This window comes from Bradyrhizobium sp. Pa8 (assembly GCF_052588265.1).
Map to the genome: position 1 here is coordinate 1,130,864 of NZ_CP176767.1, position 26,669 is coordinate 1,157,532.

20 protein-coding genes and 3 pseudogenes are annotated in these 26,669 nt (G+C 57.9%); 14 read left to right on the forward strand and 9 right to left on the reverse strand.

Annotated features, from left to right (window positions below; all coding sequences use genetic code 11):
* Window positions 1–7: 7 nt before the first annotated feature.
* The 3 genes from ACKWRH_RS05260 to ACKWRH_RS05270 all read left to right on the forward strand — a co-directional run bounded on the left by ACKWRH_RS05260 (window position 8) and on the right by ACKWRH_RS05270 (window position 2,616).
* The gene (locus ACKWRH_RS05260; RefSeq protein ID WP_445219600.1) at window positions 8–376 is read left to right on the forward strand and encodes a DUF6894 family protein; all 369 of its coding nucleotides are present in this window, start codon (window positions 8–10) and stop codon (window positions 374–376) included.
* A gap of 489 nt (window positions 377–865) precedes the next feature.
* Window positions 866–1,489: a Cap15 family CBASS effector gene (locus tag ACKWRH_RS05265; protein ID WP_445219601.1), complete on the forward strand. Its 624-nt coding sequence runs from the start codon at window positions 866–868 to the stop codon at window positions 1,487–1,489.
* A gap of 2 nt (window positions 1,490–1,491) precedes the next feature.
* On the forward strand, window positions 1,492–2,616 hold the full coding sequence (locus ACKWRH_RS05270) for a hypothetical protein (protein WP_445219602.1): 1,125 nt from the start codon (window positions 1,492–1,494) through the stop codon (window positions 2,614–2,616).
* 856 nt (window positions 2,617–3,472) lie between these two features.
* Here ACKWRH_RS05270 and ACKWRH_RS05275 read toward each other — a convergent pair.
* A pseudogene (locus ACKWRH_RS05275) lies at window positions 3,473–3,654 on the reverse strand (hypothetical protein).
* A 418-nt stretch (window positions 3,655–4,072) separates the two neighbouring features.
* On the opposite strand from ACKWRH_RS05275, the gene ACKWRH_RS05280 reads away from it, so the two are divergent.
* From ACKWRH_RS05280 to ACKWRH_RS05320, 9 genes and pseudogenes are all read left to right on the forward strand, one after another.
* Complete coding sequence (locus tag ACKWRH_RS05280; protein ID WP_445219603.1) at window positions 4,073–5,011, forward strand: helix-turn-helix domain-containing protein; 939 nt, start codon at window positions 4,073–4,075, stop codon at window positions 5,009–5,011.
* Between the two features lie 596 nt (window positions 5,012–5,607).
* Entirely contained in the window at window positions 5,608–5,814 is a 207-nt protein-coding gene (locus ACKWRH_RS05285; RefSeq protein ID WP_445219604.1) for a hypothetical protein, read from the forward strand.
* On the forward strand, window positions 5,811–6,140 hold the full coding sequence (locus ACKWRH_RS05290) for a hypothetical protein (RefSeq protein WP_445219605.1): 330 nt from the start codon (window positions 5,811–5,813) through the stop codon (window positions 6,138–6,140). Before ACKWRH_RS05285 ends, ACKWRH_RS05290 begins: the two co-directional genes overlap by 4 nt.
* Window positions 6,141–6,454: 314 nt before the next feature.
* Complete coding sequence (locus ACKWRH_RS05295; protein ID WP_445219606.1) at window positions 6,455–7,189, forward strand: hypothetical protein; 735 nt, start codon at window positions 6,455–6,457, stop codon at window positions 7,187–7,189.
* Between the two features lie 376 nt (window positions 7,190–7,565).
* Window positions 7,566–9,097: pseudogene (gene istA / locus ACKWRH_RS05300) on the forward strand (IS21 family transposase).
* Complete coding sequence (gene istB, locus ACKWRH_RS05305; protein WP_445219607.1) at window positions 9,094–9,936, forward strand: IS21-like element helper ATPase IstB; 843 nt, start codon at window positions 9,094–9,096, stop codon at window positions 9,934–9,936. Before istA ends, istB begins: the two are co-directional and overlap by 4 nt.
* A gap of 129 nt (window positions 9,937–10,065) precedes the next feature.
* Window positions 10,066–10,314: a hypothetical protein gene (locus tag ACKWRH_RS05310; protein ID WP_445219608.1), complete on the forward strand. Its 249-nt coding sequence runs from the start codon at window positions 10,066–10,068 to the stop codon at window positions 10,312–10,314.
* 257 nt (window positions 10,315–10,571) lie between these two features.
* Entirely contained in the window at window positions 10,572–11,918 is a 1,347-nt protein-coding gene (locus tag ACKWRH_RS05315; protein ID WP_445219609.1) for an IS5 family transposase, read from the forward strand.
* Window positions 11,919–12,725: 807 nt separating this feature from the next.
* Window positions 12,726–12,866 (forward strand): hypothetical protein, encoded by a 141-nt coding sequence (locus tag ACKWRH_RS05320; RefSeq protein WP_445219610.1) that lies wholly within the window; start codon window positions 12,726–12,728, stop codon window positions 12,864–12,866.
* Window positions 12,867–13,412: 546 nt separating this feature from the next.
* On the opposite strand, the gene ACKWRH_RS05325 is transcribed toward ACKWRH_RS05320, so the two are convergent.
* The 6 genes from ACKWRH_RS05325 to ACKWRH_RS05350 form a co-directional block, all read right to left on the reverse strand.
* Window positions 13,413–13,550, reverse strand: coding sequence for a hypothetical protein (locus tag ACKWRH_RS05325; RefSeq protein WP_445219611.1), 138 nt, complete (start codon window positions 13,548–13,550; stop codon window positions 13,413–13,415).
* Between the two features lie 138 nt (window positions 13,551–13,688).
* Complete coding sequence (locus ACKWRH_RS05330; RefSeq protein WP_445219612.1) at window positions 13,689–13,850, reverse strand: hypothetical protein; 162 nt, start codon at window positions 13,848–13,850, stop codon at window positions 13,689–13,691.
* Between the two features lie 998 nt (window positions 13,851–14,848).
* Entirely contained in the window at window positions 14,849–16,612 is a 1,764-nt protein-coding gene (locus ACKWRH_RS05335; RefSeq protein WP_445219613.1) for an oleate hydratase, read from the reverse strand.
* A 36-nt stretch (window positions 16,613–16,648) separates the two neighbouring features.
* Window positions 16,649–17,410 (reverse strand): glucose 1-dehydrogenase, encoded by a 762-nt coding sequence (locus tag ACKWRH_RS05340; protein ID WP_445219614.1) that lies wholly within the window; start codon window positions 17,408–17,410, stop codon window positions 16,649–16,651.
* A gap of 772 nt (window positions 17,411–18,182) precedes the next feature.
* Window positions 18,183–18,941 (reverse strand): acetoacetate decarboxylase family protein, encoded by a 759-nt coding sequence (locus ACKWRH_RS05345; protein WP_445219615.1) that lies wholly within the window; start codon window positions 18,939–18,941, stop codon window positions 18,183–18,185.
* Between the two features lie 155 nt (window positions 18,942–19,096).
* A complete protein-coding gene (locus ACKWRH_RS05350; protein ID WP_445219616.1) occupies window positions 19,097–19,384 on the reverse strand; it encodes a cold-shock protein in 288 nt (95 codons plus the stop codon).
* Between the two features lie 1,245 nt (window positions 19,385–20,629).
* On the opposite strand from ACKWRH_RS05350, the gene ACKWRH_RS05355 reads away from it, so the two are divergent.
* Together ACKWRH_RS05355 and ACKWRH_RS05360 are read left to right on the forward strand one after the other, a co-directional pair.
* Window positions 20,630–22,033 carry a GGDEF domain-containing protein gene (locus ACKWRH_RS05355; protein ID WP_445219617.1) on the forward strand — a complete coding sequence of 468 codons (1,404 nt, stop codon included), beginning with the start codon at window positions 20,630–20,632 and terminating at the stop codon, window positions 22,031–22,033.
* Between the two features lie 1,039 nt (window positions 22,034–23,072).
* Window positions 23,073–24,674 (forward strand): putative bifunctional diguanylate cyclase/phosphodiesterase, encoded by a 1,602-nt coding sequence (locus ACKWRH_RS05360; RefSeq protein ID WP_445219618.1) that lies wholly within the window; start codon window positions 23,073–23,075, stop codon window positions 24,672–24,674.
* A gap of 237 nt (window positions 24,675–24,911) precedes the next feature.
* Here the strand turns inward: ACKWRH_RS05360 and ACKWRH_RS05365 are convergent.
* Both ACKWRH_RS05365 and ACKWRH_RS05370 read right to left on the reverse strand, forming a co-directional pair.
* Window positions 24,912–25,064, reverse strand: a pseudogene (locus ACKWRH_RS05365) (IS3 family transposase); the annotation flags it as partial.
* Between the two features lie 199 nt (window positions 25,065–25,263).
* The gene (locus tag ACKWRH_RS05370; protein ID WP_445222320.1) at window positions 25,264–25,470 is read right to left on the reverse strand and encodes a helix-turn-helix domain-containing protein; all 207 of its coding nucleotides are present in this window, start codon (window positions 25,468–25,470) and stop codon (window positions 25,264–25,266) included.
* Window positions 25,471–26,669 lie beyond the last annotated feature (1,199 nt).

Consider the following 26,669-nt stretch of genomic DNA (forward strand, 5'->3'; position numbering starts at 1 on the left):
GGTTGCGATGAAGAGATACTATTTTGATATCCGCGACGGCAGTCAATTCATCCGTGACGATGAAGGTGTAGAGCTGCCGGACATCGAGTCTGCGCGGCAGGAGGCCACCGCTGCGCTCTCGGAGATAACCCGCGAATGGGACAGAGGCAGGCCGCAGCATCGCATGGCAGTTGCACACGCCGCGCCGAGGTCACAGATGCCGCCATTTTCGCCCGTTTCGTTTACGCTCTCCTCGACGAACTCTCGGGCAACAGGGCCCGATATCGAAAGTGTCATGCAAAACGCAGCGACAGTCCTTGCGGATGTCATTGTCGTCGCGGTGATTGCCTATCCGGCGATGACAACGCACGGGTGCCGGTCCAGCTTCCGCGATTAGGCGGATGATGAAACCCGCTTCGAGTGCGAAATTGCGGAGATGGCATTAGCCCACAAGGTTGGAGATTAAACGGAACAAGTATATCGGCTGGGCAATGCGTTGAAGAAGCGACGCCAGTTAATGGACGCTTGGGGTGAGCTGGTCGGAAGGACCGGCACAAGAACCAATTCCTTGGGCAGAAAAGCCGCGAGACTGGTTACGACTATTCAAAGATTGAGACCGTGCTGGATTTGATTGTCGCGAATTGCGTCGCAATCAGCCAGGCCCGCCAAATCGAATATCTCGAAACCGAGTTATAGCGGCACATCGAACATTGCGGGCTCAGTCATCAGCTGGCGGTGGGGCCCAAGCTCAAGGAGGGCTATCGCTGATTGATTCGGTGCGATTGCGAGCTGCGATGTAGCGTGGTCCCAATCTTTTCCAAATTTGTTTGGCGCGATCGCTTGAATAACCTGTCGTCCACCTTAGGTAGAGGTGGCTGGGGGCATTATGTCTGATCACGATTATTCGCTGCATGGCGGGTTTAACCGCGCCAAAGTAGGCCGTTACTTGACGCTCGTTGCGACTTCGGTTTCTGGCGTCATTGTCTTCCTACTCTTGTCCACAATTGACCTCGCAAAGCGCTTTGGTCTTAACGTGAATCTTCCCCCGACCGTTCTCTCGTTGGTTGGGGCCGGCATGGTCTTCACAGCCCTTTACTGGATTTTTAATCGCTACGCCTGGCGGTGGCCCTACATGGGCAAGGCGCTCAGGGTGTCTGATCTGGCGGGTGAATGGGCGTGCACGGGGCAATCAGTCAATCAAGACGGCACGCCAGGATACCAATGGCAGGGGACCGTCACCATTTTTCAAAGCTGGGACAGAATCAGGATTCGGCTTAAGACAAAGCAGTCCGCGTCAGACAGCGTGGCGGCGGCATTGATTTGCGATGATGCTGAGGGGTATCGGCTTCTCTACAACTATCGCAACGACCCCAAGATCGGCGAGGTCGACCTCAAGAGCCACCTTGGTTCATGCATGTTGGTGTTTGCGAAAGATCTGCGGAGCGCTGAAGGCGAGTATTTCAACGGTCACGGCCGATACACATTCGGAACATTGAAACTCACGAGGTAGAGATGGCGAGGAATATCAATAGTCGCCTAGATAAATTGCAAACACGGCGCAACGGCATGGACCGCCTGATTGCGTTAGATGAGGCCTTTCGCAAGGACGTTCTTGCCAAGAGCGCCGTTACAGAGAGCTGGCAAACTCGGGCGACCACGCAACCTTTCACACGGTACGCGCTCGGCGCGATGCAAGAGGTCGGTCCGGCGTACACCAAAATCAGTATCGAGACGGCTGAAAGGGTCGGCAATCAACTAGCGAAATCCATCAGTGGCGTCGAGTTCAAGCTTCAAGGTTCCGTCCCGTTGAATGTACACATTCGCGGCGTGAGCGATGTCGACCTGCTCATACTTGACCCGACATTCGTGATCATCGATAGATCGGGGCCCTCAGCTAATTCCTCCGCGTACTACGATACTCCGAGAACTAGTGTTGGTGTCCTCACCAATGTTCGATCGCAGGTCGAAAAGGTTTTGCCGCAAAGCTTCCCGGCCGCGACTGTTGACAAGTCCGGTGGGAAGGCCGTCGCCATATCCGGTGGGTCGCTTGCAAGACCCGTCGATGTTGTGCCCTCGCACTGGTACGATACGGCTGCCTATCAGCAGTCGGGGGCGCAGGACGATCGTGGTGTGTATATCCTTGATCGCAAGGTGCCCACGACAATTAACAATTTTCCGTTTAAGCATATCAAGCTAATTGGCGATCGATGCGACACATGCCTCGGAGGCCTCCGCAAAGCAATTAGGCTTTGCAAGAATGTGAAGGCAGACGCGTTCGAAGAGGGCACAAAAATCAATTTTCCGAGCTTCGACATTGCGGCAGCTATGTACCACGCTGATCAATCAGCTTTCACGATCGGATACATGTACGAGCTTCGAATTCTAACGGAAGTGCAGCGCCACCTTGATTATATGTATCATAATCCAGAGTGGGCGAAGACCCTACGTGTGCCAGACAATTCGAGAGTCATCTTCGATACCCAAGAGAAATATGAGGGAATGCAAGCGTTGTCTCTCGAAATCGATGATCTGCTCAAAAATGTTGTCAAAGAGCAGAAGCCGCAGCTTCCGGTCGACCATAATCTGCCTTGGAGCGCGGCGAGAGACGCCATCTCATCGATTACCATTCCAGGCTGACGCGATTCAGCCTAATACCCAATCCTCTGCGTCGACCAACTGCATCAGGTTGCTGCAGTCGACCTTCATGGCGTTGCAGACGCCGGGATCTTGCCGAGGCTGCCAATCCCGGTCTCTTCGAAGCGAACTGCTCTAAAGGTCAGCGAACGGGCATCCCGAAAAGCCGCCGCGGATTTCGAGAACGAGCAGAAGCGCCGCGAAGTTCGAGCGCCGGCGAGAAGAGGCCGCCCGGGAAAGGGATCGCGAACGGCGCAAGAAGGCAATTGCGAGAGCGCAAGGGGCATTGGACAAGGCCGAACGCGAGTATGCGAAAAGAGCCGCGGCCATCCAAACCGAGGTCGAGGTTATCGAGAAGCGCTCACGGCCGAAGATGCCCGTTGGGAAAAGGAGAAGGCGAGGCTCGAGTCCGCGCTGCGGCGTGCGCGGGACTAGGCCGGCGAGACCGGATTAACCGGCGCGATTCCTTGCGTAAATAACCCGCGTCGGGAGTTGAAAGTTTTTTCCGCCTTCCAGATTTTTTCGGCGTCGCCATCGCGGCGACCGGGACGCCTTCGGGGTCTCGCGACTTGAGTCAGGCGCCGGACGCTGTCCGGAGCCTGCTCGTACCCATCTTGCTCCAAGGAGAATTTGGACATGAGGTATGATTGGACTCTCCCCTGGAGGTCGACCATCGGGTTCGACCGCCTTTTCGCGTTCTCGACGAGGTCCAGCGGACCGCCGAAGAGAGCTATCCCCGCTACAATGTCGAACGTTTTGACGAGAATCGTTTCCAGATCTCGGTGGCGCTCGCCGGCTGCACGCGCAGGAAGCGCGCTGGCGGTCGAGCAGAACGTCCTGGCGCTCGAGGGCCGCAAGACTAACGGCGGTGCCCTAACGAGATACCAAGCCTTATAGCTTTTTGGCGAAGCGAGCCTTCCGTTCGCTTCATTGCCTTAGCGATCTTCGCTACGGCGTCTTCGCTTTGGAGTGGGCGCGCGACTCTTTAACGTTCGCTGTAGTGAATTCGCGGCGGACAACTTTCTTTGTCTTCTTTGCCATTGAGGATCCCGTATGCCTTCGGTGCTTCTACCAGGGTGGAGGAAAATGGCAATGTCGCGCGAGTTGCTACTACATTCTTGTTTATCAAAACTCTCGGCAAAGATTATGCAATGGAGTCTGTTTTGTACAATTGATGCGGAGGCCGCCGAAGAACATCGGAGCTTCGGTCCGCACCCGCCTGCTCAATCCTGCAAAAGAGTGCAACGACCCGTTTGATCTCCTTGCTCATTCAATATGCGCTTTGCGAGACCGATCTATTGTAGTATTGAGGTTGAGCAACAAAAGAGATCGAAATTCGGCAAGCGTGGCGTGCTGCTTTCCGTCGTCAGTTGCTGGATCATCCCGTAGTCTTCCGGATTTTCAGTTTAAGAGAAATCGACGCATTTCAACTTCCCTAATGTGGCTGTGCGCTTGACGGATGAAGAGCGAAGTTCTCCCAGCCCTCGTGCCGAAGATATTTCGTTTTACCGACATCGATCAGTACCGAACTGCCGTGCGAAATCTGAAGGTGGAATTTACACCTCTCGTGCGGAAAATATCTGCTGAGCAGGTCATCCTGAGTCTCCCAGGGTGCGACATCAATTTCGCCAGGTCTTTTCCACGCATTGCCGATGGCCAGCTTGCCGAAAATTGCACCGCTATCGGTTTCTCGATGGATGAGGGTGTTCCGATCCGGTTCAACGGGGCCGACAGAGATCGGTCGGCTATCGTGATCGGTCGCAGCAGCGCTGTGTATTCCACAGTCGAACGAACCGAACGACAATTCACGTCGATCATCTTCACGCCGGAGATACAGAAGCGCGGCTGGCCCAAAGCAGGTCAAAGCTGGAAAGTGTTCGAAACGAGCGCCCTTGCGCAGCATCGGCTGCGTGAGTTAGTGAGGCTGGTCTTGTCGGTTTCCTCTACGTTCAATGGCTACGAGGCGGCCGATGCTTCCGCTGCGATCCGGGAGTCCCTGCTTGCCGGTGTTGATGCTGCATTCGCGCAGGTGGTTGACGCGAGATGGGCCACTCGTGCCAATTCCGTCAAGCAGTTCAAAATGTTTCGAGATATTCAGGATGTATTATCGGCCAATATTGCGCGTCCGATCTACAGCGAAGAACTTGCGAAACAACTTGGTATCTCGGTACGCAGTATGCACGATGCGGTCCAGCGATACCAAGGAATGAGCCTGCATCGATGTTTGCGCCTGAGGCGTCTTTGGCTCGTGCGGCAAAGACTACTGGCCGGGGCGGACAGCGTAAAGATGTGTGCGCTCGCTTTCGGGTTTTGGCACTTAGGTGAGTTCGCTAGGAGTTTTCGTCTTCACTTCGGCGAAACCCCTTCGGACACTCTGGTGAAATCTCGTCAACGTTGATGCGGGTATCTGGAAATAGGGGGCGTCGAAGTCGCGTCGGCCTCCTCGCCCAGAGGAGCAAGGAAGCGACGGAGTTTCGATGCCGCCGATAATGTGGCGTTCGGTGGCGGCGCCATCGGTTCGTGCCGCCACAAATGCTATGTTGACGCTTTAGGGTCGATCATCTTGGCGTCGACGTAGTCAACAACTCGCAAGCAGTCGCCGCAATCCTAGCTGCGGCCTTCTCTCATTGGCGGTGTCGGTGGCCCGCGGGTTGCTGCTAATCGGCAGAAAGCAGGCGGCCGCGCGTCATACCTCGAAGGACGCAGCATTGTTGCCGCGAAGACCGCGGGTTTTCGCACAGCTGCGAATTTCCTGGATGGACACCCTGTGGAGCGCCCTTTCCGAAAATCATGCCACCCTCATGAATCTGGAAGACAAGGAGGCTATCGATCTGATTCCACGGCGCGCGACAACGCGGCCCGACCCGGGCTGATTGAGCAGGAAGACGGCGGATCAAAATCAACAAACGCTGCAGAACGTCATGATTGCAATGCTAACGTGCTTCGCCGAAAAACTGGGGAAACAGCGTGGTTAGGGCATTTCGCAATACTGTCATGGTCCTTACTTTTGTCGGCGTCGCCGGCAGCAACATGTTTTGGAATTTCATGAATGACTATATCGCCTGCGGCCTTGCGCTGGCGGCTTCAGTCACCGCCGGCTTTTGCGCTGAGCGCGTCTTCATCGAGCGGTCCCGTCGCGAGATGATCCGCCTCCACGGCGCGGACTGGCATTCGGCAGAGGACCGACAGCCCGGCGCATGAACGCCACCCGTTACACGCTGTTCATCTTCATCATGATTCTTCGCATTCGATACGAGAGGTCTGCCCTGATGACCAAACCCGACCATCCATTCCGAATCGCTCGCGTCGAGCGCCTGGTGGCGCTGCTTGAGGGAGACTACCGAATGGCAATTGATCCGAATACCAGCGAGAGCACCACGAAGTCGGACGCGCCCGATCCGGACGTGCTAGATTGCCGACTTTGCTACCCAATCCTGATCCAGGAGGGCGCGAGCAGGCGCCTTCGTTGCGTGTCATGTGAGCCCTACGGCATGGAGGTCTCGACCAAGTCGGTCGGCACGCCGTAGGAAGCGATCACGACCGGGAACGGCGACTGCCATAAGCTGACCCCGACTAATCGAGGTATGCAATGACCACGAGACCGCGCTTGGCTACAGCTATTTTGTGCAGCAGCGCCGGGAGTGGATTCGCAAACCTTGCGCATGTTCGGCCTCATTAATGCGCCCGATCAATGCGCTCTCCACGAAGCAACACACGTTCTGAAACGGGACGTGTGTCACATTTCGATTCTAGGCATATCCTTTATGACGCACTAGCGAGGTACGCCGGGGGCGAGTTCAACTCTTTAAGAGCTTACGCCACTGAGGACTTCGTCAATAGAATGGGGGCCGAAAAGCCATCGCAGCTTTCGCTTTCGGGCCTCAATGTTGCAAAGCAAAAGCTCATATACTTTTTCGCAGAAATCTGCACAGCTCCTGTTCTGAGGCTTTCGATTGCCTATCAGACAGAGCGCGAACTCGACGAGGAACTGATTGCGATCTGTCGCGTCCTAACGGATCTAGACCCTGACAACCTTGAAAGCTACGAGGACAGGGCGCGCGAATTGGTTCGGGCACGATCCATAAAGGACGCGCTAAAGGAACTTCAACGCAGTAAAATTTCCGTCGATGAAGACGTACTGCGAAATGTTATCAAGAAAAACCTTTCCGAGGACTTCAATCGTTACATTGCCCTGCTCAAAGCGGGCGTTGCTGTCGTTGATGAGAATTATCGAAAGAACCTACTCAAGGCGGTATCATCTGGCGAGATTCCCCAGTCGCTCTTCGATGTTCCGGAGAACGAGGCTAGCGCGCTATTCGCGTCGATTGTTGTATCGATTATGGCCGAGCTAGCATTTAATCATGAACACGGTTTGGATTGCTATCTAAGCCTTCGCATCAGGCACGGCACTCTATCTGGTCAGCTTCGCGGCCCGGCCGAGCGCGAGCACATAATTACGCGCAGGGATGCCGCCACAAAGCAGTATCAAGCCAACCAATATTGGGGACAGCGACTATCGGAGACGTTCTCGTTGCGAATCCGAGTTGGGACTACGGAAGTGGCAAGCGATCGGTAAAGGCTGGAGTTCGAACGTTTGAACCAGCCCCTCAGCCTTTTGTTCTATCAACACGCATTCGTGGCTTAGTGGAATCACTCCAAGATCGATCGGATTTGCTGCATTCCCTTCGTGAAAGCTTTCAAGGGAATAAGCCGGGTAGCACTCTGCGAATATTGATTGGTCCCCTAGCATCCGGAGCAGCTGGGCGGCGGCGATCAAGGTGAGACCTTAGCGACAATCAGGATGAGACTGCGCCGATGGGGACGGACCGAAGGGAGGGCGTAGCCCGACCGGAGGACCGTCCCCATCGGCGCCGCGTTTTTCGGACCCGTCTGGCGGCCGGGTGCGGCTGGTGCAAGCTGTTGATTCGTCTCGACAAGAGGGAATCGATGCCTTGCCTGGCCTTCACATCACCGACCACCAGATGAGGCTGTACATGACCTACCGACTGACATTGTCCCCCGAGGCCGCCGCGGCCAAGGCGGGGTTCTCGAAAGCGAGCGCGTATCGGATCGAGAACGATTTGCGCCTGCCATCGCAGAAGAAGGCGCCGAGGGGCCGGCGACGGTCCGATCCGCTCGATCCCTATTGGGACGCCGAGATCGTTCCGATCCTGAAGGCTGCGCCCGGCATCCGCGTGATCGGCGTGCTCGACGAGCTGCGCCGCCGGCATCCCGACCTCAACCCCAACATCCGACGCACGCTGGAGCGGCGCATCAATGCCTGGCGGGCGCTCAACGGCCCTGAACAGGACGTGATCTTCCGCCAGGAGCACGAGCCCGGTCGTCTGGGTCTGTCCGACTTTACCGATACAAGCCCGCTCGGCATTGCCATCGCGGGTGAGGCGCTCGATCACCGGCTCTACCACTTCCGGCTGGCGTTCTCCGGCTTTGAGCATGCCCATGTCGTGCTCGGCGGAGAAAGCTTCGTCGCCCTGGCCGAGGGCTTGCAGAACGCCCTGTGGGCGCTCGGCGGCGTGCCGCGGGAGCATCGCAGCGACAGCCTGTCGGCAGCATTCCGCAATCTGGCGGCCGACGCGCGGGAGGATCTGACACAGCGCTACGCCGCGCTGATGGGCCACTACGGCATGGCGCCAACGCGCAACAATGCGGGCATCGCACACGAGAACGGCTCGATCGAGAGTGCGCACGGTCATCTCAAGCGAGCGCTGGAGGATGCGCTATTGCTGCGGGGCACGCGCGACTTCGCCAGTCTCGATGCCTACCGGGCTTTTGTCGACGAGATTGTCGGCCGGCGCAACGCCAACCTCGCCAAGCGGATCGCGCTCGAAAAGGAAGCACTAGTGCCACTGCCGAAAGGCCGCACGACCGACTTCGAGGAGAAGGTGATCCGGGTGACGTCGTCAGGCGGCTTCATCCTGCGGCGCGTGTTCTACACTGTGCCTTCAAGACTGATTGGCCATCGCCTGCGTGTGCGCATCTTCGACGACCGGCTCGAATGCTTCCTCGGCGTCACGCCGGTCGGGACGCTGCGGCGCGGGCGGCCTGTGTCGGAGAACCACGGCGGGCATGTCGTTGATTATCGGCACGTCATCCATGCCCTGCGGCGCAAGCCGATGGCGCTCGTCATCTCGTCTATCGCGATCAGCTCTTCCCGCGCGCGGCTTACAAGCGCCTCTTCGAGACCTTGCGGGAGCATGGCGACGACCGGCGCGCCTGCAAGGTGACGGTCGAGCTTCTGGCCCTGGCCCATGAGCGAGCCTGCGAAGCCGAGCTCGCCGAGGCGATCGCGACCGCTCTCGATGCCGGACGGTTACCCGATCTTGCGGCATTGCGCGATCGCTTCCGACCCGAGGCGGCCTCGATCCCGAGTGTCGCCGTCAAGCTGGCGTCGCTCGACGTCTACGATGAGCTGGCCTCCGTCAGCATCGTGTCGGCCCACTCGAACCTGGGAGGAGCAGCATGACCGGCATAGCGACCTCAATCGATGCCGCCCGCGTCGAGCTGCTGCTCAATGAGTTGCGCCTGCCCGGCGTCAAGGCGATCTGGCCGAAGCTCGCCGCGCAGTCGGACAAGGAAGGCTGGCCCGCCGCCCGCTTCCTTGCGGCCCTTGCCGAGCACGAGGCAGCCGATCGCACCCGCCGCCGCATCGAACGACACATGGTGGAAGCGCGTTTGCCCGCCGGCAAGACGCTCGCCACGTTCGAGTTCGAGAGCGTGCCGATGCTGTCAAAGGCACAGGCGATGGCGCTCGCCGCCGGTGACGTCTGGTTGAAGACCGGCGCCAATCTGCTGCTGTTCGGTCCACCCGGCGGCGGCAAGACCCATCTCGGCGCAGCGATCGGCCTGGCTCTCGTCGAGGACGGTTGGCGCGTTCTCTTTGCACGCACCACTGATCTGGTGCAGCGGCTGCAGGTGGCCCGGCGCGAGCTGGCGCTGGAGTCCGCCATCGCCAAACTCGACCGCTACGACCTCCTGATCCTCGACGACATCACATATGTGAGCAAGGATCAGGCGGAGACCAGCGTACTGTTCGAGCTGATCGCCACCCGCTACGAGCGACGCTCGCTGCTGATCACGGCCAATCAGCCGTTCGGCGAGTGGGGCCGCATCTTCCCCGATCAGGCGATGACGCTGGCGGCGATCGATCGCCTGGTGCACCACGCCACGATCCTCGAGATGAACGTCGAGAGCTACCGTCGAAAAGTTGCTCTCGATCGCAGGCGCGGTCCAGGCCGGCCGCCGGTTCACGCCACTCCAAATGAACTCGAGAAGGCGGTGACTGACGCTGGCAATGCCGCTTGATTGTCGCGCAGCGTCAATCAAGCCTTGCCAAGCCCGCAGCCAGCGTCAATTATCTTCTGACTCGGCCGCCTCGTCTCATCTTGATTGACGCGCCGCTCTCATCCTGATTGTCGCGCCATAGGAGCAGCGGTGCTAGCTGACGAAAAGATCATCGAGTCGCTGAAGTCTCAGCAGAATCGGAAGCTTCTCGGAATAGATATGGAGAGCTACGGAGTCATGGCGGCTGGCTCTGAAGTATCTGCTCCTAGGCCGGAAGCGCTGATCATCAAGGGAGTATCGGATTTCGCAGATTCTGCAAAGAACGACGCTTATCGACATTACGCTGCTTATGCTAGCGCCGGCATCCTGCGCCTTTTGGTTGAGCATCTCGGCTTGTAGCGTTAGCGGCAACGGAAGGTGTAGGTTCGCTCCCTCTGCGCAAAGCCAGCTTCAACGCGCCTGTCTGGATCGGGATTATTGATGTAATCAGTCGCCCGTGAACAAGGCTTTAAGCGATTGAGAAAGAGTCTGTTTTCGGGGTTTGGAGGCGTTTAAGCTTGCAGGGATTTGGGGCTTGAGGCGTCCAAACCTTGCAAATTGGTTTTTGGATTTCCTTTTGCGACGGGCCATGATTCTGTTGCGCATCGGAGGGGACGATGCGGCCGAAGAAGCACAAGACGACGGGATCGAATGACCTGTTCCGGGCGCGACTGGACCAGATCATCAACATGAAGCACGAGCTGGTTCTGCTCGCCGGCAAGATCGATTGGGATTGGATCGACGGCGAGATCGCTCCGCTTTACAGCGAGAACGGCCGGCCCGGGATCGAGACCCGCTTCATGATCGGGCTCTTGCTGCTCAAGCACATTTACGGGCTGTCCGATGAGGGGGTGTGCGAGCGCTGGGTCCACGATCCGTATTTCCAGTTCTTCACCGGCGAAGAGTTCTTCCAGCACAGCTTCCCGCACGAGCGCTCGGACCTCAGCCATTGGCGCAAGCGGCTCGGCGACAAGCTGGAGCTGCTGCTGGCCGAGAGCCTGCGGGTGGCGCACGCGGCCGGCGCGTTACGCGGCCAGGACCTCAAACGGGTCACGGTCGACACCACGGTGCAGCCGAAGGCCATCACCTTTCCGACCGATGCCAAGCTCTTGCATGCGGCCATCAGGGGGCTCAACCGCCTGGCGAGACAGCACGGCGTCAGGCTGCGGCAATCCTATTCTCGCGTGGCCAAGGCAGCCGCGATGATGGCGGGTCGCTACGCTCATGCCAAACAATTCGGGCGGCATCAGCGGCAGTTGCGTATCCTGCGCAGCCGGCTGGGCCGGATCATCCGCGACATCCGTCGCAAGATCGAGGACCAACCAACACTGGAAGAGGCGTTCGCACTCCCCCTTGGTCGAGCCAGCCAGATCCGCTCACAGCAGCAGCGCCAGCGCGGCTGGAAGCTCTATTCCTTTCATGCCCCGGAGGTGGAGTGCATCGGCAAGGGCAGGGCCGCCGCGCCCTATGAATTCGGTGTGAAGGCCTCCATCGTCACGAACAACCGCCGAGCCCCCGGTGGCCTGTTCGTGCTGCACGCCAGCGCGATGCCTGACAACCCCTACGACGGTCACACCTTGCGAGGCGTCATCGACCGCACCGAGACACTCACCGGCTGTCCGATCGAGCGGGCCTATGTCGACAAGGGGTACCGCGGCCACGACGCTCAAAATCCACGTCGCGTCTTCATCTCCGGCCAGAAGCGCGGCGTCTTCGGCGTCATCAAGCGCGAGCTGCGCCGCCGTTCCGCCATCGAGCCCATCATCGGACACATGAAGACCGAAGGTCATCTCAGCCGCTGCTACCTCAAAGGCCGCGCCGGCGACGCCGCCAACGTCATCCTCTCAGCCGTCGGCCACAACTTGCGCCGCATCCTCGCCTGGCTCAGAGAATTATTGCGCCTGTTCCTGGGATTGCTATGGCGAACGCTCACTTGCCAGGCCCAGCTCAATCCGGCTTGTTAACGGACGACTAATCAGCCTGACGCAACCGGACGTGCGGGGGGCCACTTGCCGAGCCTCGGAACCGACGCAGCAAGTGCGGAGAGATTTCGCGGATCATTAGCTCTCTACACCCTAGGGAAGTGATCCATTTACGTCCTTGAATATAAAGGGCAATGGTGGACACACAAGGGATCGAACCTTGGACATCTCCCGTGTGAATCGAGCGCAGCTCTGGTGTCACACGAACAAATAGCGCCTCCCTTTTCGAATTCCCGTGACTTTGGCCGCTTTCGCTCGTGGCCCTTTCGATGGCGCGGCGCCCGCTGGGTCAAGCTGCTTCTGACTCGTCGCCCGCGTCATCAATCAACTGGCGCGAGTGCTGCGGCTTCTTTGAGCTTGAGTCATCAACTGTACCAAAAAGGGCCGAGGCCAGGCGATCTGAAATTTTCGTAGCAGCCTGTTTGACCGGATCAGCCGCGAGATGCGCATACCGCGCAGTCGTCTGGAGGCGCGATGACTCAGTTGTGATCGCAGGTCGATGGCGAGCGCCGCAAGCCGAGACAACACGCTCAACTGTTCGTTCGTTACGTACCGGTCGGAGCAAAGGCGCAAGTTCTAGCAAAGTCAGCGTGCCCCAGCCAGAATATGGGGCAACGCCGATTGGAGATATACGTTGGACCGTGATGGTGACTTGATCTTTCAGCTTCTGCTTTACCTTAGTCTGTTGCTTATTGTTGCTTCTCTGATGGACTTAAGCGCGATGGGGATTGCAGCATGGTCGAGCGAATGACCGTCAGCAAGTATTAGTTCTGGGGCGAGCTGCGGCAGTTGATCGAGAAGCACATCAGCCCATCGAGCACGTTCGAAGATTACGTCCTCATAATCGGGCAGCTCGAAGAGGCGAAGAACAGGCTGGAGCTGGAGTCCGAGAAGTTCCCGGAGGAGGAGGTTGGCGCCTACGAATTATAGCGAGCGCATCGCCCTATACAGACCTGGTAGAAAGGTGGTCACGCAGGATAATCTCGATTGAGCAATTGCGCCGCGCTCATCCTTCGGGATGAGATGCTGCGCATCCTGAGCCCGATCGACCGGCCGCGACCTCTTCTGATCGCCTAACGTGTTGATCCTCAAGAAAGAGTCGCGCTCAGATGAGCGCGACTCTTTCAAGAATAGCTTATGTGTGTCCCGGGGGTCAGACGCGGATTTCCATCCATACGACGACCGAAATTGGGACATTCGGCCTCAAGCCCTGTGCGCGGCGGGGATTTCTCTGAGGATCGCACCGGCCGTCGTTGTGTCGCTTGGATCGGTTTTGGGATGCAGCGGCGGTGTACGTAGCCGCCAAGGATGACAACGTGCGGCCCAACCTGTCGGCGAAGAATGCACCGGCTCGACCTGTGGCCCCAAGGATATCTCGGTGCCATTGCTCCTAGCGGGTTTCGCGCGGAAGGCGGCGAACGGTCTCGCTGGCATCCGGAAGCTCTGTCTGCATGGTCGATCCGTCGAGATCTCCGATTACTCAAGGATGATCTCGCGCCGCGGCTTGGGGTCGAGCGCGTGCTCAGCCAATGTCCGCGAGCCGCCGCGCCTGGCCCGCGCCTCGGCCTCCTCAACGATGCCTTGCTCGATCGCTTGCCGGGCGAAGGTTGGCATGGTCTCTCCTCGTTGGTTTTCAGTCGGCGCCGCGGCCGGGGCGACTTCTGCGGTGATCGCAGGGCTCGGCGGATTGACCCCGAGCAGCTCCCGCAGCGCTCCATGCGGGCGATCTGGAAAGGTAGGCGAGCTTGGTCATCAGGGAAGGTCCCTCCGATCGAATGAGAGGACGCCGACAATGAAGATGATGACGTGCGTGCCCAGGAGCAGTTTCATCAGCGGTCCCGGCTGCTCGTTGTCCGCATAACCCCAGCCCGCGCCATAGATGCGTGCCATCTTGCGATGGAGCGCGGTTGACAACGGCGCGCTCGATGCGGCGTGCGGCAATGAATGACGCGATTAGTGCGAGGACGCAGGCTAGATAGTCATCCAGTTGTGTCCGGTGCCCGCAACATGCGATCCCCGCGCATGTTGTGTTGCAATCATTTGCGCATTCAAGCGGACCAGAACTCGACAAGGTACACGGCCAGAAGAGGTGCAGAAGCCTTCAAGAACAGGCACGCTGTTTGCTTCGCCGAAGTGAGCATCGCCAGTCTTGCATGGGCGGCGATGCTAAGGCGGGCTCAGGCTTTTACACGGCCATTTCGGGTCCGCCTGGTTAACCCGAGGCAACATGAAGCAACAATATTCGAGCGGCTTCCGCGGCGATTGCGTTCGCGCATGCGCTCGATCGCGAAGTTCTCAGCGCGTACGAACATGAAGGCCGTGCGCCCACAGGATCATTATCCGCCTAACCAGGGCTGAGAAAACGGTTACGACTTCGACGGTGAGTGCCACATCGCCGGTGCACTACCAAGTGTATATCACTTTCACTTCTTTCATTTCAGCTGGCCCATTGAGTCGATCTCCTGTTGGTCTACGACCAGGACTGCCAAGTGTCCGCCTTGCCATCAATTGCCAAGATTGGTTTGTTGCGCTTTAAATCGTGCTTACGGCTCCCTTAGATGATCTTCCGCAGGTGTTCGGAGAACGAAACAGACTATTCCGGCATTCTGCCTATGGCGCAGCGAGGATGTTTGGTAAAGATCGCCAGGCGGTGTCCGATGATCCGGTCTCCGAAGACCTAATAGTGGAGCCCCGCATAACACGCCGCCGGGTCGGACAAGAGGATCTGAAGATAAGCACTTGACCGCTCGCGTCACGTGCTCGACCATCCGCACGATAAGCAACTCGATGCGCCGCACCATCTCATCGAGTGGTGTCTCCGTCGCGTCGCCAGAGCTGGTTCCCATAGCATTCTTGCCCAGTCTGCAGCGCTGCCCTGAACCAGATAATCGACCGCTTCCTTACTTCTCTCGTCAATTCGGGATCACTTGATGGCCCTCAAGCAGTTCTCTCAGGACAGGAGCCTCAACCGCCTCCTGCAACAACTTGCGAAGGAACGCTGGTTCAATCTGCATTTCCTTGCTGTCACGCAGTCGTGCGATCGCGGCAAGTATTTTGCGAACATCGTAGGTCGAGTTGAAGACCTGTGGCACCCCGCGGTCGATGTTGAGAAGGGTGTAGGTGGCCTCCATCGCGGTGCGAACCGAATACTCGGTTGTGAATACACAATCTCGCTCGGCCGACTCGGCAAATTGTCCGATGAACGCGAAGTTGGCAGCTTCTTTTGGCACGATATCTGGCCGGTCGCCCGCTTGCCTCGGCATAAAAAGGGAAGTGACGTAGGGCATCATGACCGGAACCGTTTTTGCACCGGTCTCGGCGAGTTGCGGTATCTCGGCAACGGGCACACCAAGGTGATATAGCCATTCCTGCGTAACTTCTGCGCCTGTGCAGTCTTGCATCGACTTCTTCACGAAATCACCGAGCCTGTCGACAAAGAGAGAGTAGAGCCAGACGATGATTTGGTCTTTTGGCTGATGCTTGAAGTGTGGCTGGCGGTTCACCGTCCAACTGAGCAGCCAACTCGAATCCTTCACCGTAACGATGCCCCCTGTGACGACCTTGCCGCTGAATGGATCGCGTTTGGCGATCTTACAAATATAGTTTGGGATGCGCGTATCTAAGGTCGTGATGGTCGCAGATTCCCATTTGGTCGCATGAACGTTGCCGCCGAAAACGTCAGGCCGGCCGAACGCCGCGCTCTTTGACGCGATACGTCGCCAGAGGTCCCATGCTGGAGCAGGACCTTCATTGAGCTTGGCGGGTGTGTGATGGTCGCCGGTGTCGGAGTTCTCCGTCAAAGAGCCGATTGTCACGAAGACGAGATCGTCCGCGCAAAGATCAATTCCGCCGCTGATACCGTCTCTTTTGTACTTGATGTGCGTGGCCTGCTTGTATCCAGGCCGGATCTCGAAATCGACGTCGGTGACTTCGACGCCGAATTGAAAGATAACACCCTGCCTGGTCAGCCAGTTGCACAGCGGCAGAATAAGGGATTCATACTGATTGTATTTGGTAAACTTCAGTGCGCTGAAATCCGGGAGCCCACCAATGTGATGGATGAATCGATGGAGGTATCGCTTCATTTCTAGCGCGGAATGCCATTCTTCAAAGGCGAACATTGTGCGCCAGTAAAGCCAGAAATTGCTGTTCAGAAGATCCTGCCCAAGAACTTCATCGATGCGTTTTTTCTCCATGTCCCGAGGATTAGCGAGAAAAATAGTGGTCAACTCTCTTTGCGCCTTGCCGGTCAGGTTGAAAAGGCCATCGGTATGGGCATCTTGCCCTCGATTCACTGTCGCTCGTTGTAACGAGCAGTTCGGGTCATCCTTGTTCAGCCAATAGAACTCATCGAGCACGCTCGCGCCTTCCACTTCCAGCGATGGGATCGACCTGAACAGATCCCATAGACACTCGAAATGGTCCTCCATTTCCCGGCCACCCCGAATGACGAATCCCTTCTCGTGCTGCTTGGCCCCGTCGAGCGCACCGCCCGGCAGCATCAGCCGTTCGAGAATTGTGATCCGCTTCCCGGCTATATGTCCATCGCGAATGAGGAAGGCCGCGCCGGCAAGCGCCGCCAGGCCCGCACCGATGAACCAAGCGGTCTTCTTGTCTGCAGTATCCGGCTTACGGGGACGGGCAAAGGCTTCGTAGTTTCCGCTGCTATAATACATGGCATGTTCTCCGATTGGCCGGCACGTCGGTTGATGTCACGAAAACATGTTCTCCAGCGACGCGCATTTATGCGGGACCCCGATAGTCAACCCGCCATCGAGCACAATCTCGGTACCGGTCATGTAACTGGACGCATCGCTAAGCAGGAACGCGACCGCCTGAGACACTTCCAGCGGATTGGCTGCTCGGCCCAATGGAATAGGAAAAAGTGCAGGATCCAGGTTCTCGCTCATCGCCGTGGTGACGAGACCAGGATGAACCGAGTTAACACGCACGCCGGAGGCCGCGCACTCCAGCGCGGCAGACTTGGTGACGCCACGCACGCCGAACTTGGAGGCGACATAAGCATGAAGGCCAGGGCTGCCTCGCAGCCCCTCGACCGAGGAGATGTTGACGATAGAACCTCCGCCCGCGCGCCGGATTGCTGGTAGGGCCGCCTGGATACCGAGAAATACGCCGGTCAAATTAACAGCTAGGGTCCTGTTCCATTGATCGAGTGGGAACTGCTCGATCGGAGCCATGCTGGCGATACCCGCATTGTTGACGAGCCCATGTAAGGCGCCAAAGGTGTTCACTGCGGCCCCGACCGCCATTGCCCAGGATTTTGGTTCGCTGACATCCTGGTGCACGTACATGGCCGCATTGCCCAGTTCGGACGCGAGAGCCTCTCCGTCTGCATCAAGGACATCGGTGACTACGACTCGAGCGCCCTCCGAAACCAGCAAGCGGGCATGGGCCGCTCCCATCCCGCGCGCTGCGCCAGTCACCAGAATGACTTTTTCGTTCACACGTCCCATGAAATGGTCCTCGCCATGAAATGGTCCTCGCCTGCGGCCACGGATCAGTGTCAATGAAATACCTTATCGCACTGGAAGAGGCGCCGCGCGGCCCTTGGACAGTCGCCAAACGCGGCGCTTTGCGCCGAAGGCACTCATTGTAAATTCTCGAAAGTGGCAGATGATGGCGATCGCCGCCGCCAAGCCGGCGATACCGGTGAGATAACTATTGCAAGACGCAATTGGCTCTGCTCGACGTCAGGACGACGATACAAACGTACATGACGCTCTCCGGCGAAATAGTTGGAGATGAGAGCTCGTTTCAACCCGCCGATAGTAGGCCAGTGAGCCAGGACCAATTCGGATGCAGCGCGATGCTCCCGCCAGAGCCAGTGCAGCCTCGAACAGCTTCGCAGTTCTGCCGCAATATGGGACGTCCTCCCATGCTCCACTGCTCTTCCCCTCTTACCTTGCTACAGCGCTGCCAACGATCGTGCGACAAACCAATACGAGCAATGCGCATGCCAGGAGCTGGCAGGTTGTTTAGACGACTCTGGCCACTACGGCTGACGTGTTACAGCGGTCAAGTCGGGCGTCGCGTTGGATTTCCGACATTATGGGCTAAACCGGACATTGATTGAGACGGGGCAACAAGCAAAGCGCAGCTCAGGCGGGAGTCAGTTCGCCCGGATTGCGAGCTGCCTTCTGAACGGAAGGGAGTGATCCCCAACTCCCATCCTCTCAAGCCATCATCGGCTGTTATGGTCAAAGCGTCCCCTTCAGCAACGGCGGTTCACGCGTCCGAAAGAAGATCGACAACCTCCAGCCTGGAGTCGTACTCCTCGTACGTGCCAAGCATGATCTGGCCAACGGCCAAATTGTGCACGGGATCGATGACTGAGGGCGAGTCGTAAGTTAGTGAAACAGGGCCCGTGAATAAGACTTCTTCGCCCGACTCATCTCGCCGGAACGTTCGGTCTGTGCACCACTTGACGAGCTGTGTTACAGCTCCTTTCCCGGATTGGGTTATCGGAGGCAAATGCCGGATCGAATAGAAGTTGGTGTGTGTTGAACACATCTGCCGTGCGGCCGGTCTGAGGCGCGAAGCCGGCTGAGCAGTGATGGTCAGCAGACGCTTGCCTGCCGGACGTTCAAGTGTCCCTTGAACTAAGCCGCCCTCCCGGGTCAATGCGACGTGTGCAAACTTCTTGGGAGCTCCGAGCCCCTCGCGTCCAGAGGCGAGGGCAGCATCGTTCGCGGTCACATAGATGTAAGGAATGTAGAAACCGGTCTGCCCACCAGGATCACGAACTTCGATTCCAGAATATTGCTCCAGATATGGTCCGACGATGCTTGAGCCGTAGTTTGCTATACCTACAACCCCGATTGGCGGATTTGCGGCAGGAATTAGCTGCTTTGGTAATAGGCGTCCCACGTCGCTTGCAATTGCAAAGATGGCTTGAACGGCTTGGCAATTAAGAAACGCGCTGTCATGCTCTTCGTCCCCGTGATAAAGGGGCGCATCGAACGGAATACCTCTGATTTCTGTCATTATTTACCCTCCGGTTGAGCGTCCTGCGGGGCGCCTGGTGAAATTCGCGCGCAGGTCACTGATCACGCGCGATAGTGGTTCACGACCGCTGCCCCGAATCCCACGTCAATGTTGGAGTCGCCTTGCTGCGAGACCGAACTATGCACCGCCCAGAACTAGAATTTCACGTCCTTTGGCGCGAGCGATGCGACAAAAGCACTGACTCTCGCGACCCCGACTGGGGCGGCCGGAAGCGGACTCGTCTGTACGGTGACGTTCACGGCGCGTTCGCGATGGCGTTGTCTGTCGCGAGCGATTTCAAACAGAACAGTATCACCGACGTAGAGCGTATCGGTATCCCTTAACGCACTGCCGTGAACAAAGTGATCCGCGCTACCGTCGTCACATCGAATGAAACCGTAATGGCGCTCCCGATTCCAGTAGGTGACTTTGCCTGTCTTCATTCCTGCTCTCCGTTAGTCAAGACCACAAAGTGAACGTAAAGTGGGTTCCTTCCCGGCAATCGAACAGGCAGGCACGACCGCAGCTGATCTTCACTGTAAAGTAGGATGCGGTGTCGTGATCGAAGCCGATGTACACTCCAAGGCGCTTCGGAGCGAGCTGCAAGCGTACCCCCGTTCCATAGTGCTGCAAGCTAGGTAACGAGCCGCTGAAGCGACAGTTGTGCCCGTAGTCGAATCCGTTCGCGTTATTCCCGCGTACAGAGACGCTAGTCCTACTGTAGCCACAAGTTTCATGCTCGTAGACACTCACAACATCGCGGCGAAGGCCGTGCGCAAATGCGGTTGCTGCCGCAGCAGCTCGAACATGTGGTTTCATTACGCAACACACCAGCATGCATCTTTGAGCGAGCGGACCCGCCTGAGGCGAGCCCGCCCTACATCACCGGGGGTGGTTCAATGGAATTCGGTGATGTCGTCATAGCGCAGCAAGTTGCGTGCCAGCATCGCAATTGAAAGCGCTTGGCGGCCGACCTCGTTGCGCCAGGAACCTACAAGGTTTGGCAGGCGGCTAACTCAACAGGCTTAAGTATGCTAACGGCTTAGGTTGTGCAATGCGGGGATATTCCACACGAAGGAGGCCTCAGATGGTCTACAAGAAACTCGTCAATCAAAGTGTGCTGACGCTTACGGTGTTGCTCATCACACGTGTTGGTTCGGAGCCGAACCAGTAACGGACCGATTGTCGCGGCGGCGCCACCGGCGGGCGGCAGGCAGACAGATGAGTACGGTCATACGCAGAATCCTTTCCTCAACGGGCTCGTGATTTCTCGTCTTCCGATGGTGCGTTTTCGAACGCCCCGCAGACCGTAACAACTCGCGGCAGCAGCTGGGACCATCTGCTGAACACACACACGACACGCTGACCGTCAGCGAGCGGGTAGGCTGAACGTGATGGGCTCGAACACATAAATGTAGCCGACGGCCTGCTGATCCCAGCGGCGGGACCTGGGCCGCTCCTCGGCGCCGCCGCCTGTTCGACGGGGGGCAGCAGATGAAGGGAAAGCACCGGTGCAGCGGTGATCGCGCGGGCCGCTTGTTGAATGACCTTCCGGCCGGGACGCACCGTGGCTCCTTCATCTGAGTAGTACAGCAGGAACCGAAGGCGCTCTGGGCCAGAGTATCCCTCGGAGACGCTCGAGAGTCCCTGAAACGACCGCAGGTCATCATGGGAGACGGTATATGCATATGAGCACCAATCTTGCGCTACACGAACCGACCAACGCACTCCGGCTGGTCACACAGGCGTATATGAGCCTTCTCCTGATCGCCTTCGCCCTGATGCCCGCCCAGTTCATCGCCTACCTGTACTTCCAGCAGGATCCCGCGCTAAAATTCGAAAATCACCTGTTCCACGAATTCGCGATTGCCGTCGCCACTCTCGAAGGGCTGTTCGTCACCTATGTAACGTGGCGGTGCTACCAGTCTTCAGGCGAACCTCTGTTGCGTTGGTTGACGCTCGGTTTTCTCGGCTTCGCGCTGATCTATTCGCCGCACGGCGCCTTCACCGGGATGGCACTCCGCAATATTTGGCTTTTTCTGCTCTATGGGCCGGCGTCGCGTCTCGCGATGTCGATCCTGCTCTTCGTTGGGCTGCTCAGCTACAACCAGCCGTCAGACGAGGTCGAGAAGCGTTCGGATCCGCGCGCATGGCTGATCTGGATCGGCCTGTTCCTGACGATGGACATAGCCGTCGCCCTGATCGCCTACTCCCCCTATGCGGGACACCCCACGGTACGCTTGTCCATGGAGGGGGGCGCACTGGTATTCAGCGCGCTGAACGTCGCGGCCATGCTGATGCGACGGATTCACTCGCCGCTCATGCTTATTTTCGGCATTTCGGTCGCGTGGTTTGCGCTATCGTCGCTCGCATTCATTCTGGCGGCGCCCTGGAATCATATGTGGTGGCTCGCCCACGCGATCTTTGCTGGCGGGTTCTTCCTGCTCAGCTACGGCGTTGTCCAGGCTTTCCGAACGACGCAATCATTCTCGACCATCTATAGCCAGGAAGAAATGACGGCCCGCCTGGCCGAATCGATAGCCGAGACCCAAAGGGCGCTACAGCAACTGCAACTGAGCAATCAAAGGTTGGAACGCCTTGCCGCCACCGACCCACTAACCGGTGCCGGAAATCGGCGCCACTTCATCGATCATATCGGCGACGAGATCGCGCGGGCCAAACGAAGCGGTGCTCCATTATCTTTGCTGTCGATCGACCTCGATCATTTCAAGTATATCAATGACTCACGCGGTCACAGTGTCGGCGATGAAGTCCTCCGCGGATTCGTGCGAAAGTGTCTGGAGGCGATCCGCCCTTACGACTCTGTCGCGCGCGTGGGCGGTGAAGAATTTATGGTGTTGCTGCCGGGAGCGACGCTCGACGCGGCTTGCGCGGTAGCCGAGCGCCTTCGATCAGCCATCGGAAGCGCTGCGTTCGATGTCGGAGCCCAACCGTCGGTCGGTGTCACCATCAGTGTTGGGGTATCGGAGTTCGGGCGCGATGGAGACACGCTTGACGGATTCCTGAACGTCGCCGATCAGCGGCTCTATCGCGCAAAATATGAAGGTCGCAATCGTGTGATTGTCGCGTAAGCCGCTTCCTGGGAATTGCCATGTCGTTGATTGGTACGGCGTTGTTCAACAGCTTTCGTTCCGTCGCGCGTTCAGACTTCTGCGTTGGCGGGACGCGTGAGATCTTCATGCCGACGACCGGTGGCGACGGCGTAGGCAAGATGGCCTTTCCGATTCTGCCAGTCCTTGTCGCGATCGCAGGCAGCCCCCTTTGGCGGGGCGAAGCGACGGAGGTCGACAAGTCGACGCCGTCAAGGTCCGGATCGGAGAGCCACTGGGACAAGACCCTAGTGGACTGGTCGCGGATGTCGCACCCGAGCTTGGCGTTAGCGAGCTGGCGGTGGCCGACTTCTAAGCTTCTCGTCCACGACACCGGTAGCTTGTTCGTCGACCATCGCGATACCGAGAAAGGTTCCTGGGTCGCGACCATGGCGCCGGCGCTGCCCTCGGACCATCGTGGCTGCGAACAAAACGTAGATCGCGTCTTGCTGTGCGCGGTCTGCGAGCCGCTTTATCGATCAACGTCGCAAGCAGGACAGCGACTTCGCAGTCGGCACGGTTCGTTAAAGCTGCTCGAGCAGGCGCGCCGCATTCTTCGTTGTTCAAAACAGGAACATGCAGCTGCTTCAGGTCGTCTAGGCCGCGCCGACACAGATAAGCGGATGCAGGCGCCTTCTCGGTGGCTCGCCGGCTGCGGGAGCGCGGCTAAACCGGGACCATTCTTGGGGGCCTTTCGTTTGCTCTTGCGACGCAACGCGCGCGGACCAGAGCCCTCAAAGTCTTGAAGCGGCACCTTGAGAGCGTAAATCGTGGCTTCGGCCACGTTAGCGATGGGCGAACTTACCGGGTCGTTCGAAAACACTCTGCCGGGAAGGACTATCGCGATCCGACGGCGCGTTTACCGTCGCGGCTTGCGAGGCGTTACTCGAACTTCGACGATCGATACACAACATCTGGTGTTAAGTCAATATCTATGCTACCTGAAAGAACTCACTCCGAAACAACCGGCCTCAGCGAAGGTTCGACTGTCATGAGTTTCTCAACTCCACGATCACGCGTATTGAACGCCGATTGGTTTGATTGGCGTAGTTCTGCCACAAGGGATTTCGTTGCTCTTTTTGGGGCCGTCGTTCTCGCCTCGATTTTGCTGCATGTCTATGAGGTTGGCCCTCTTTTGTTTCAGCTGGGGCGGGGCTATGCGGATTCGGCACTCGACGATATCTTATTCATCATATTCGTCGCGTTCTTCCTGTGCGTTTCGCTGACAATTTTTAGTGTCCGTCGCTATCGAGATCTCGCCCGCGAAACCAAAGCGCGAGCCATTGCGGAAGGTGAAGCGCGCGACCTAGCGCGACACGATTCATTGACCGGCCTGCCAAACCGTCGCCTGTTTGATGAGAAACTTGCTACCTGCCTTGCCCTCGCCCGCGACACACACCAGGTGGCCGTTCTGCTGCTTGGCCTTGATGGCTTCAAGAGGATCAAGGACGCGCATGGCCACGCAGCGGAGGACAAGGCGCTATGCGAGTTTGCCAACAGGGTCGCCGACATCTTGCGCAAGGATGGCATCCTGGCGAGGATCGGAGGCGACGAATTCGGGATTGTCCTACCAGACATTAGCTCCCTTGAGGTTCCCACCAATTTGGCGCGCCGTATTGTGGCGTCCGCCACCGAAACTTTCGCGACCGAGACGGGGGCAGCCGAGCTTGAGGTTGGAATTGGCATCGCCATCGCTCCGATTGACGGCATCAATCTCCACGAATTGGTCAGGCGCGCAGAACGTGCACTTTATCGCGCACAAGGGGATGGCAGGTCGTGCGTTCGCTTTTTCGAACCAGAGATGGACATGCATCTCGACCGGCGCATCCAGATCGAGCGAGAGCTTCGCAGCGCTATCACGGCCGATATTATCGAGCCGCACTACCAGCCGCTAGTTTCACTCAAAAGTAATAGCATTATCGGGTTCGAGGCACTGGCGCGTTGGGAGAACAGGACATTGGGGCGTATTCCGCCCGACGTGTTTATTCCGATTGCAGAAGAAACGGGTCTCATCAACGCCCTTGGAGATCAGCTTTTTCGTCGCGCTTGTGTCGACGCCAATGCGTGGCCGGAGACGTTTACGCTTGCCTTCAATATTTCCCCCATTCAGTTGCGTGATCCCGCGCTTGGACAGCGCATTCTATCGATCCTTGGGCAAACCGGATTCAGTCCCCGCCGCCTGGAGATTGAAATTACCGAGAGCGCGTTTGTGGAAAAGACCGGGGTTGCGAAGACCGTAATTGATGTGCTCCGTCAAGCGGGCGTCCGCATCGCGCTAGATGATTTCGGAACAGGCTACGCTACGCTGAGCCAGCTGCTTTCGTTTCGTCTCGACAAGATCAAGATAGACCGCAGCTTCGTGTCGCAACTTGACGACAGTACCGACAGCCGGGTGATCGTTCGTGCTATCCTTGGCCTTGCCAAGGGACTCGGCTTGACGACTACCGCCGAGGGCGTCGAAGACGCCGGCCAGCTGGGCTTTCTGGTGGCCAATGGTTGCACAGAAGGACAAGGCTACCTGTTCAGTGATGCCGTCCCAACCGCCGGTATCGGCGCGCTGCTTAATCGCGAATCCGGCAGCACGACGGTCGCTGAAGATGGAACAGCAATCCTGCATGCGTGAGCCGACGCGCTCGGTTGTTCGGAGCGGATTGGCAATAAGACGCCATCTATGATGGCTTTTCGAGCATGATCCAGAGAAGTGGATGTTTTCCGAGAAGATCACGCTCAAACAAGAAGATAGAGCGGGACGAGGGTCCGAAGATCAGCCATCACGCTCGAAACCTGCCGATGGGGATGGGCTGTCGTCCAGATGAATTCCGGGCCATCGCGGACCGGGCAGAGCGACGGGACGGCGTCGTTCGAGGTCGCCGGGCAGGTAGTAATAGTTATCCAGCAGAATGCGGTTCTTGAGGGCCTGGTGCCAACGCGCGATCTTTCCCTGGGTCGGGGGATGACACGGCGCGCCGCGTACATGGCGCATGCCTTTCTCCTCGAGCCACCCGGCCAGATCCATCGTATGCGTCGTTTTGAACCCACCTTCTCGCGACGCGAGACAGGCGAGGTTCACGATCTCTTTGAAGGGATCGGCTCGTGTCTATGCTTGACCATACGCTTAAGTCGGACGCGGCGGCGCGCCGGCTCGAAGTGATCACGGAGGCGGGACGACGTCGTTGGTTCTCCAGGGCCCGGATAGTCGAGGAACGCTGGCACTAGGTGCGGTCGTTTCCGACGTCGGCGTGTGCCGCCGCCTTAACGCTTGTTGTTGAGCCCGTCAGCAGCTTTTGCCGAGCTCGTGATAGCCGTTTCGAACGAACATATCGGTGCGGGCTTATGCCAGTAACCTCGCGCACAGCCTCGTGTAGCGTTCGCACCGAGATACCAAGCGATGCGGCCAATTCTCTTATGCAGAATAACATGTATCGAGGTAAGACGAGGATTAGTTTATCTAGTTCGTCAACCAAGGCGTGCAACGATCGGCGCGCACTGTGGGAGGATTGTGGGTCCTGATCGAATCACTGCCATCAAACAGGACGTTGCGTTAAGCCCATAAAACTTGATAGTTCCGACGATGCAGTTTCATCTGCTACGCAATGATGGTGGGGGAGGCGTGGTCGCGGAGCTATAGACATGCCGATGTGTTGCGGAGCTATAGACATGTTGAGACCTCATGAATATCGCGAGCTATCCAGAATATATATGGACCTGTCGAGAACAGGTGATCTTTCACCAAGGCGATTGAGCGTCTTGGTCAGCATCTCAAAAACTTATGCAACGTTGGCCGCCCAGTGTGAGCTCCTTGACATCATCCTCAAAGAGGAAGACTGCAAAGTCATGCCGTTCCCCAGGAGCAAAAGACGGTAGCTTAGGTTTCGAGATGCATCGCCGCGCTGACCCACTCGGCAAGATACAGTGGGGTCGTAACGGTGCCGAGTTCATGCGCATCTTCCCTGAAGATGCGATACATGTTGCGCGTCGTTGGCTCTTATGCCTGCTGGCGTCAGGAAAATATGCTGCACGGCATGGGCCAGGCGCGGGACCGAAAACCCCACTCTTCCCTAAAGCGGCTGCGCTTCATGCTCTGATCCTTATATGTGCCCGCGGGCCTCAATCTGGATTAAAGCCAGAGGGCAAGGTCTCAGTGCTATTGTATTTGCCCGGTTGGGCGATGGGAGCGACAGGAACTGGCCCGGAGCCTTTGGCATAGCGCAGCGCAAGATACCGGCGCGTTTGACTGGTTATGGCGAACTCGGATGGATCTTCCATCCGAGCTGCGAGTGCGGTCGTGTGTTATTATACAGCGACGTTTGAAACGCCCACAGGACCGTTCTTCGCGAGGTCCCTGGTTTGGTCGCCGAGTTGGCGTTCGTGGGCGGTCGAAAAGGCTGACGATGTCGTTCTTCGCTGCACCGCGACGTATCGCAAGCAGAGCGTTGGCTGGAGGTTCTATCATGGATGTTCGACGGGACCGCCTGCCCTGGGCCCGAGCTTCGGACAGCTGAGCCGTTAGTTGCATCGATGCACTTGTGGCGCTTTCTGCGCTTCTCGATCTGGCGTTGAACGATCGGGCGTATCAACTGCCCCGCTTTTTGAAGTGCGAATCCGTTTGAGTAAGGGG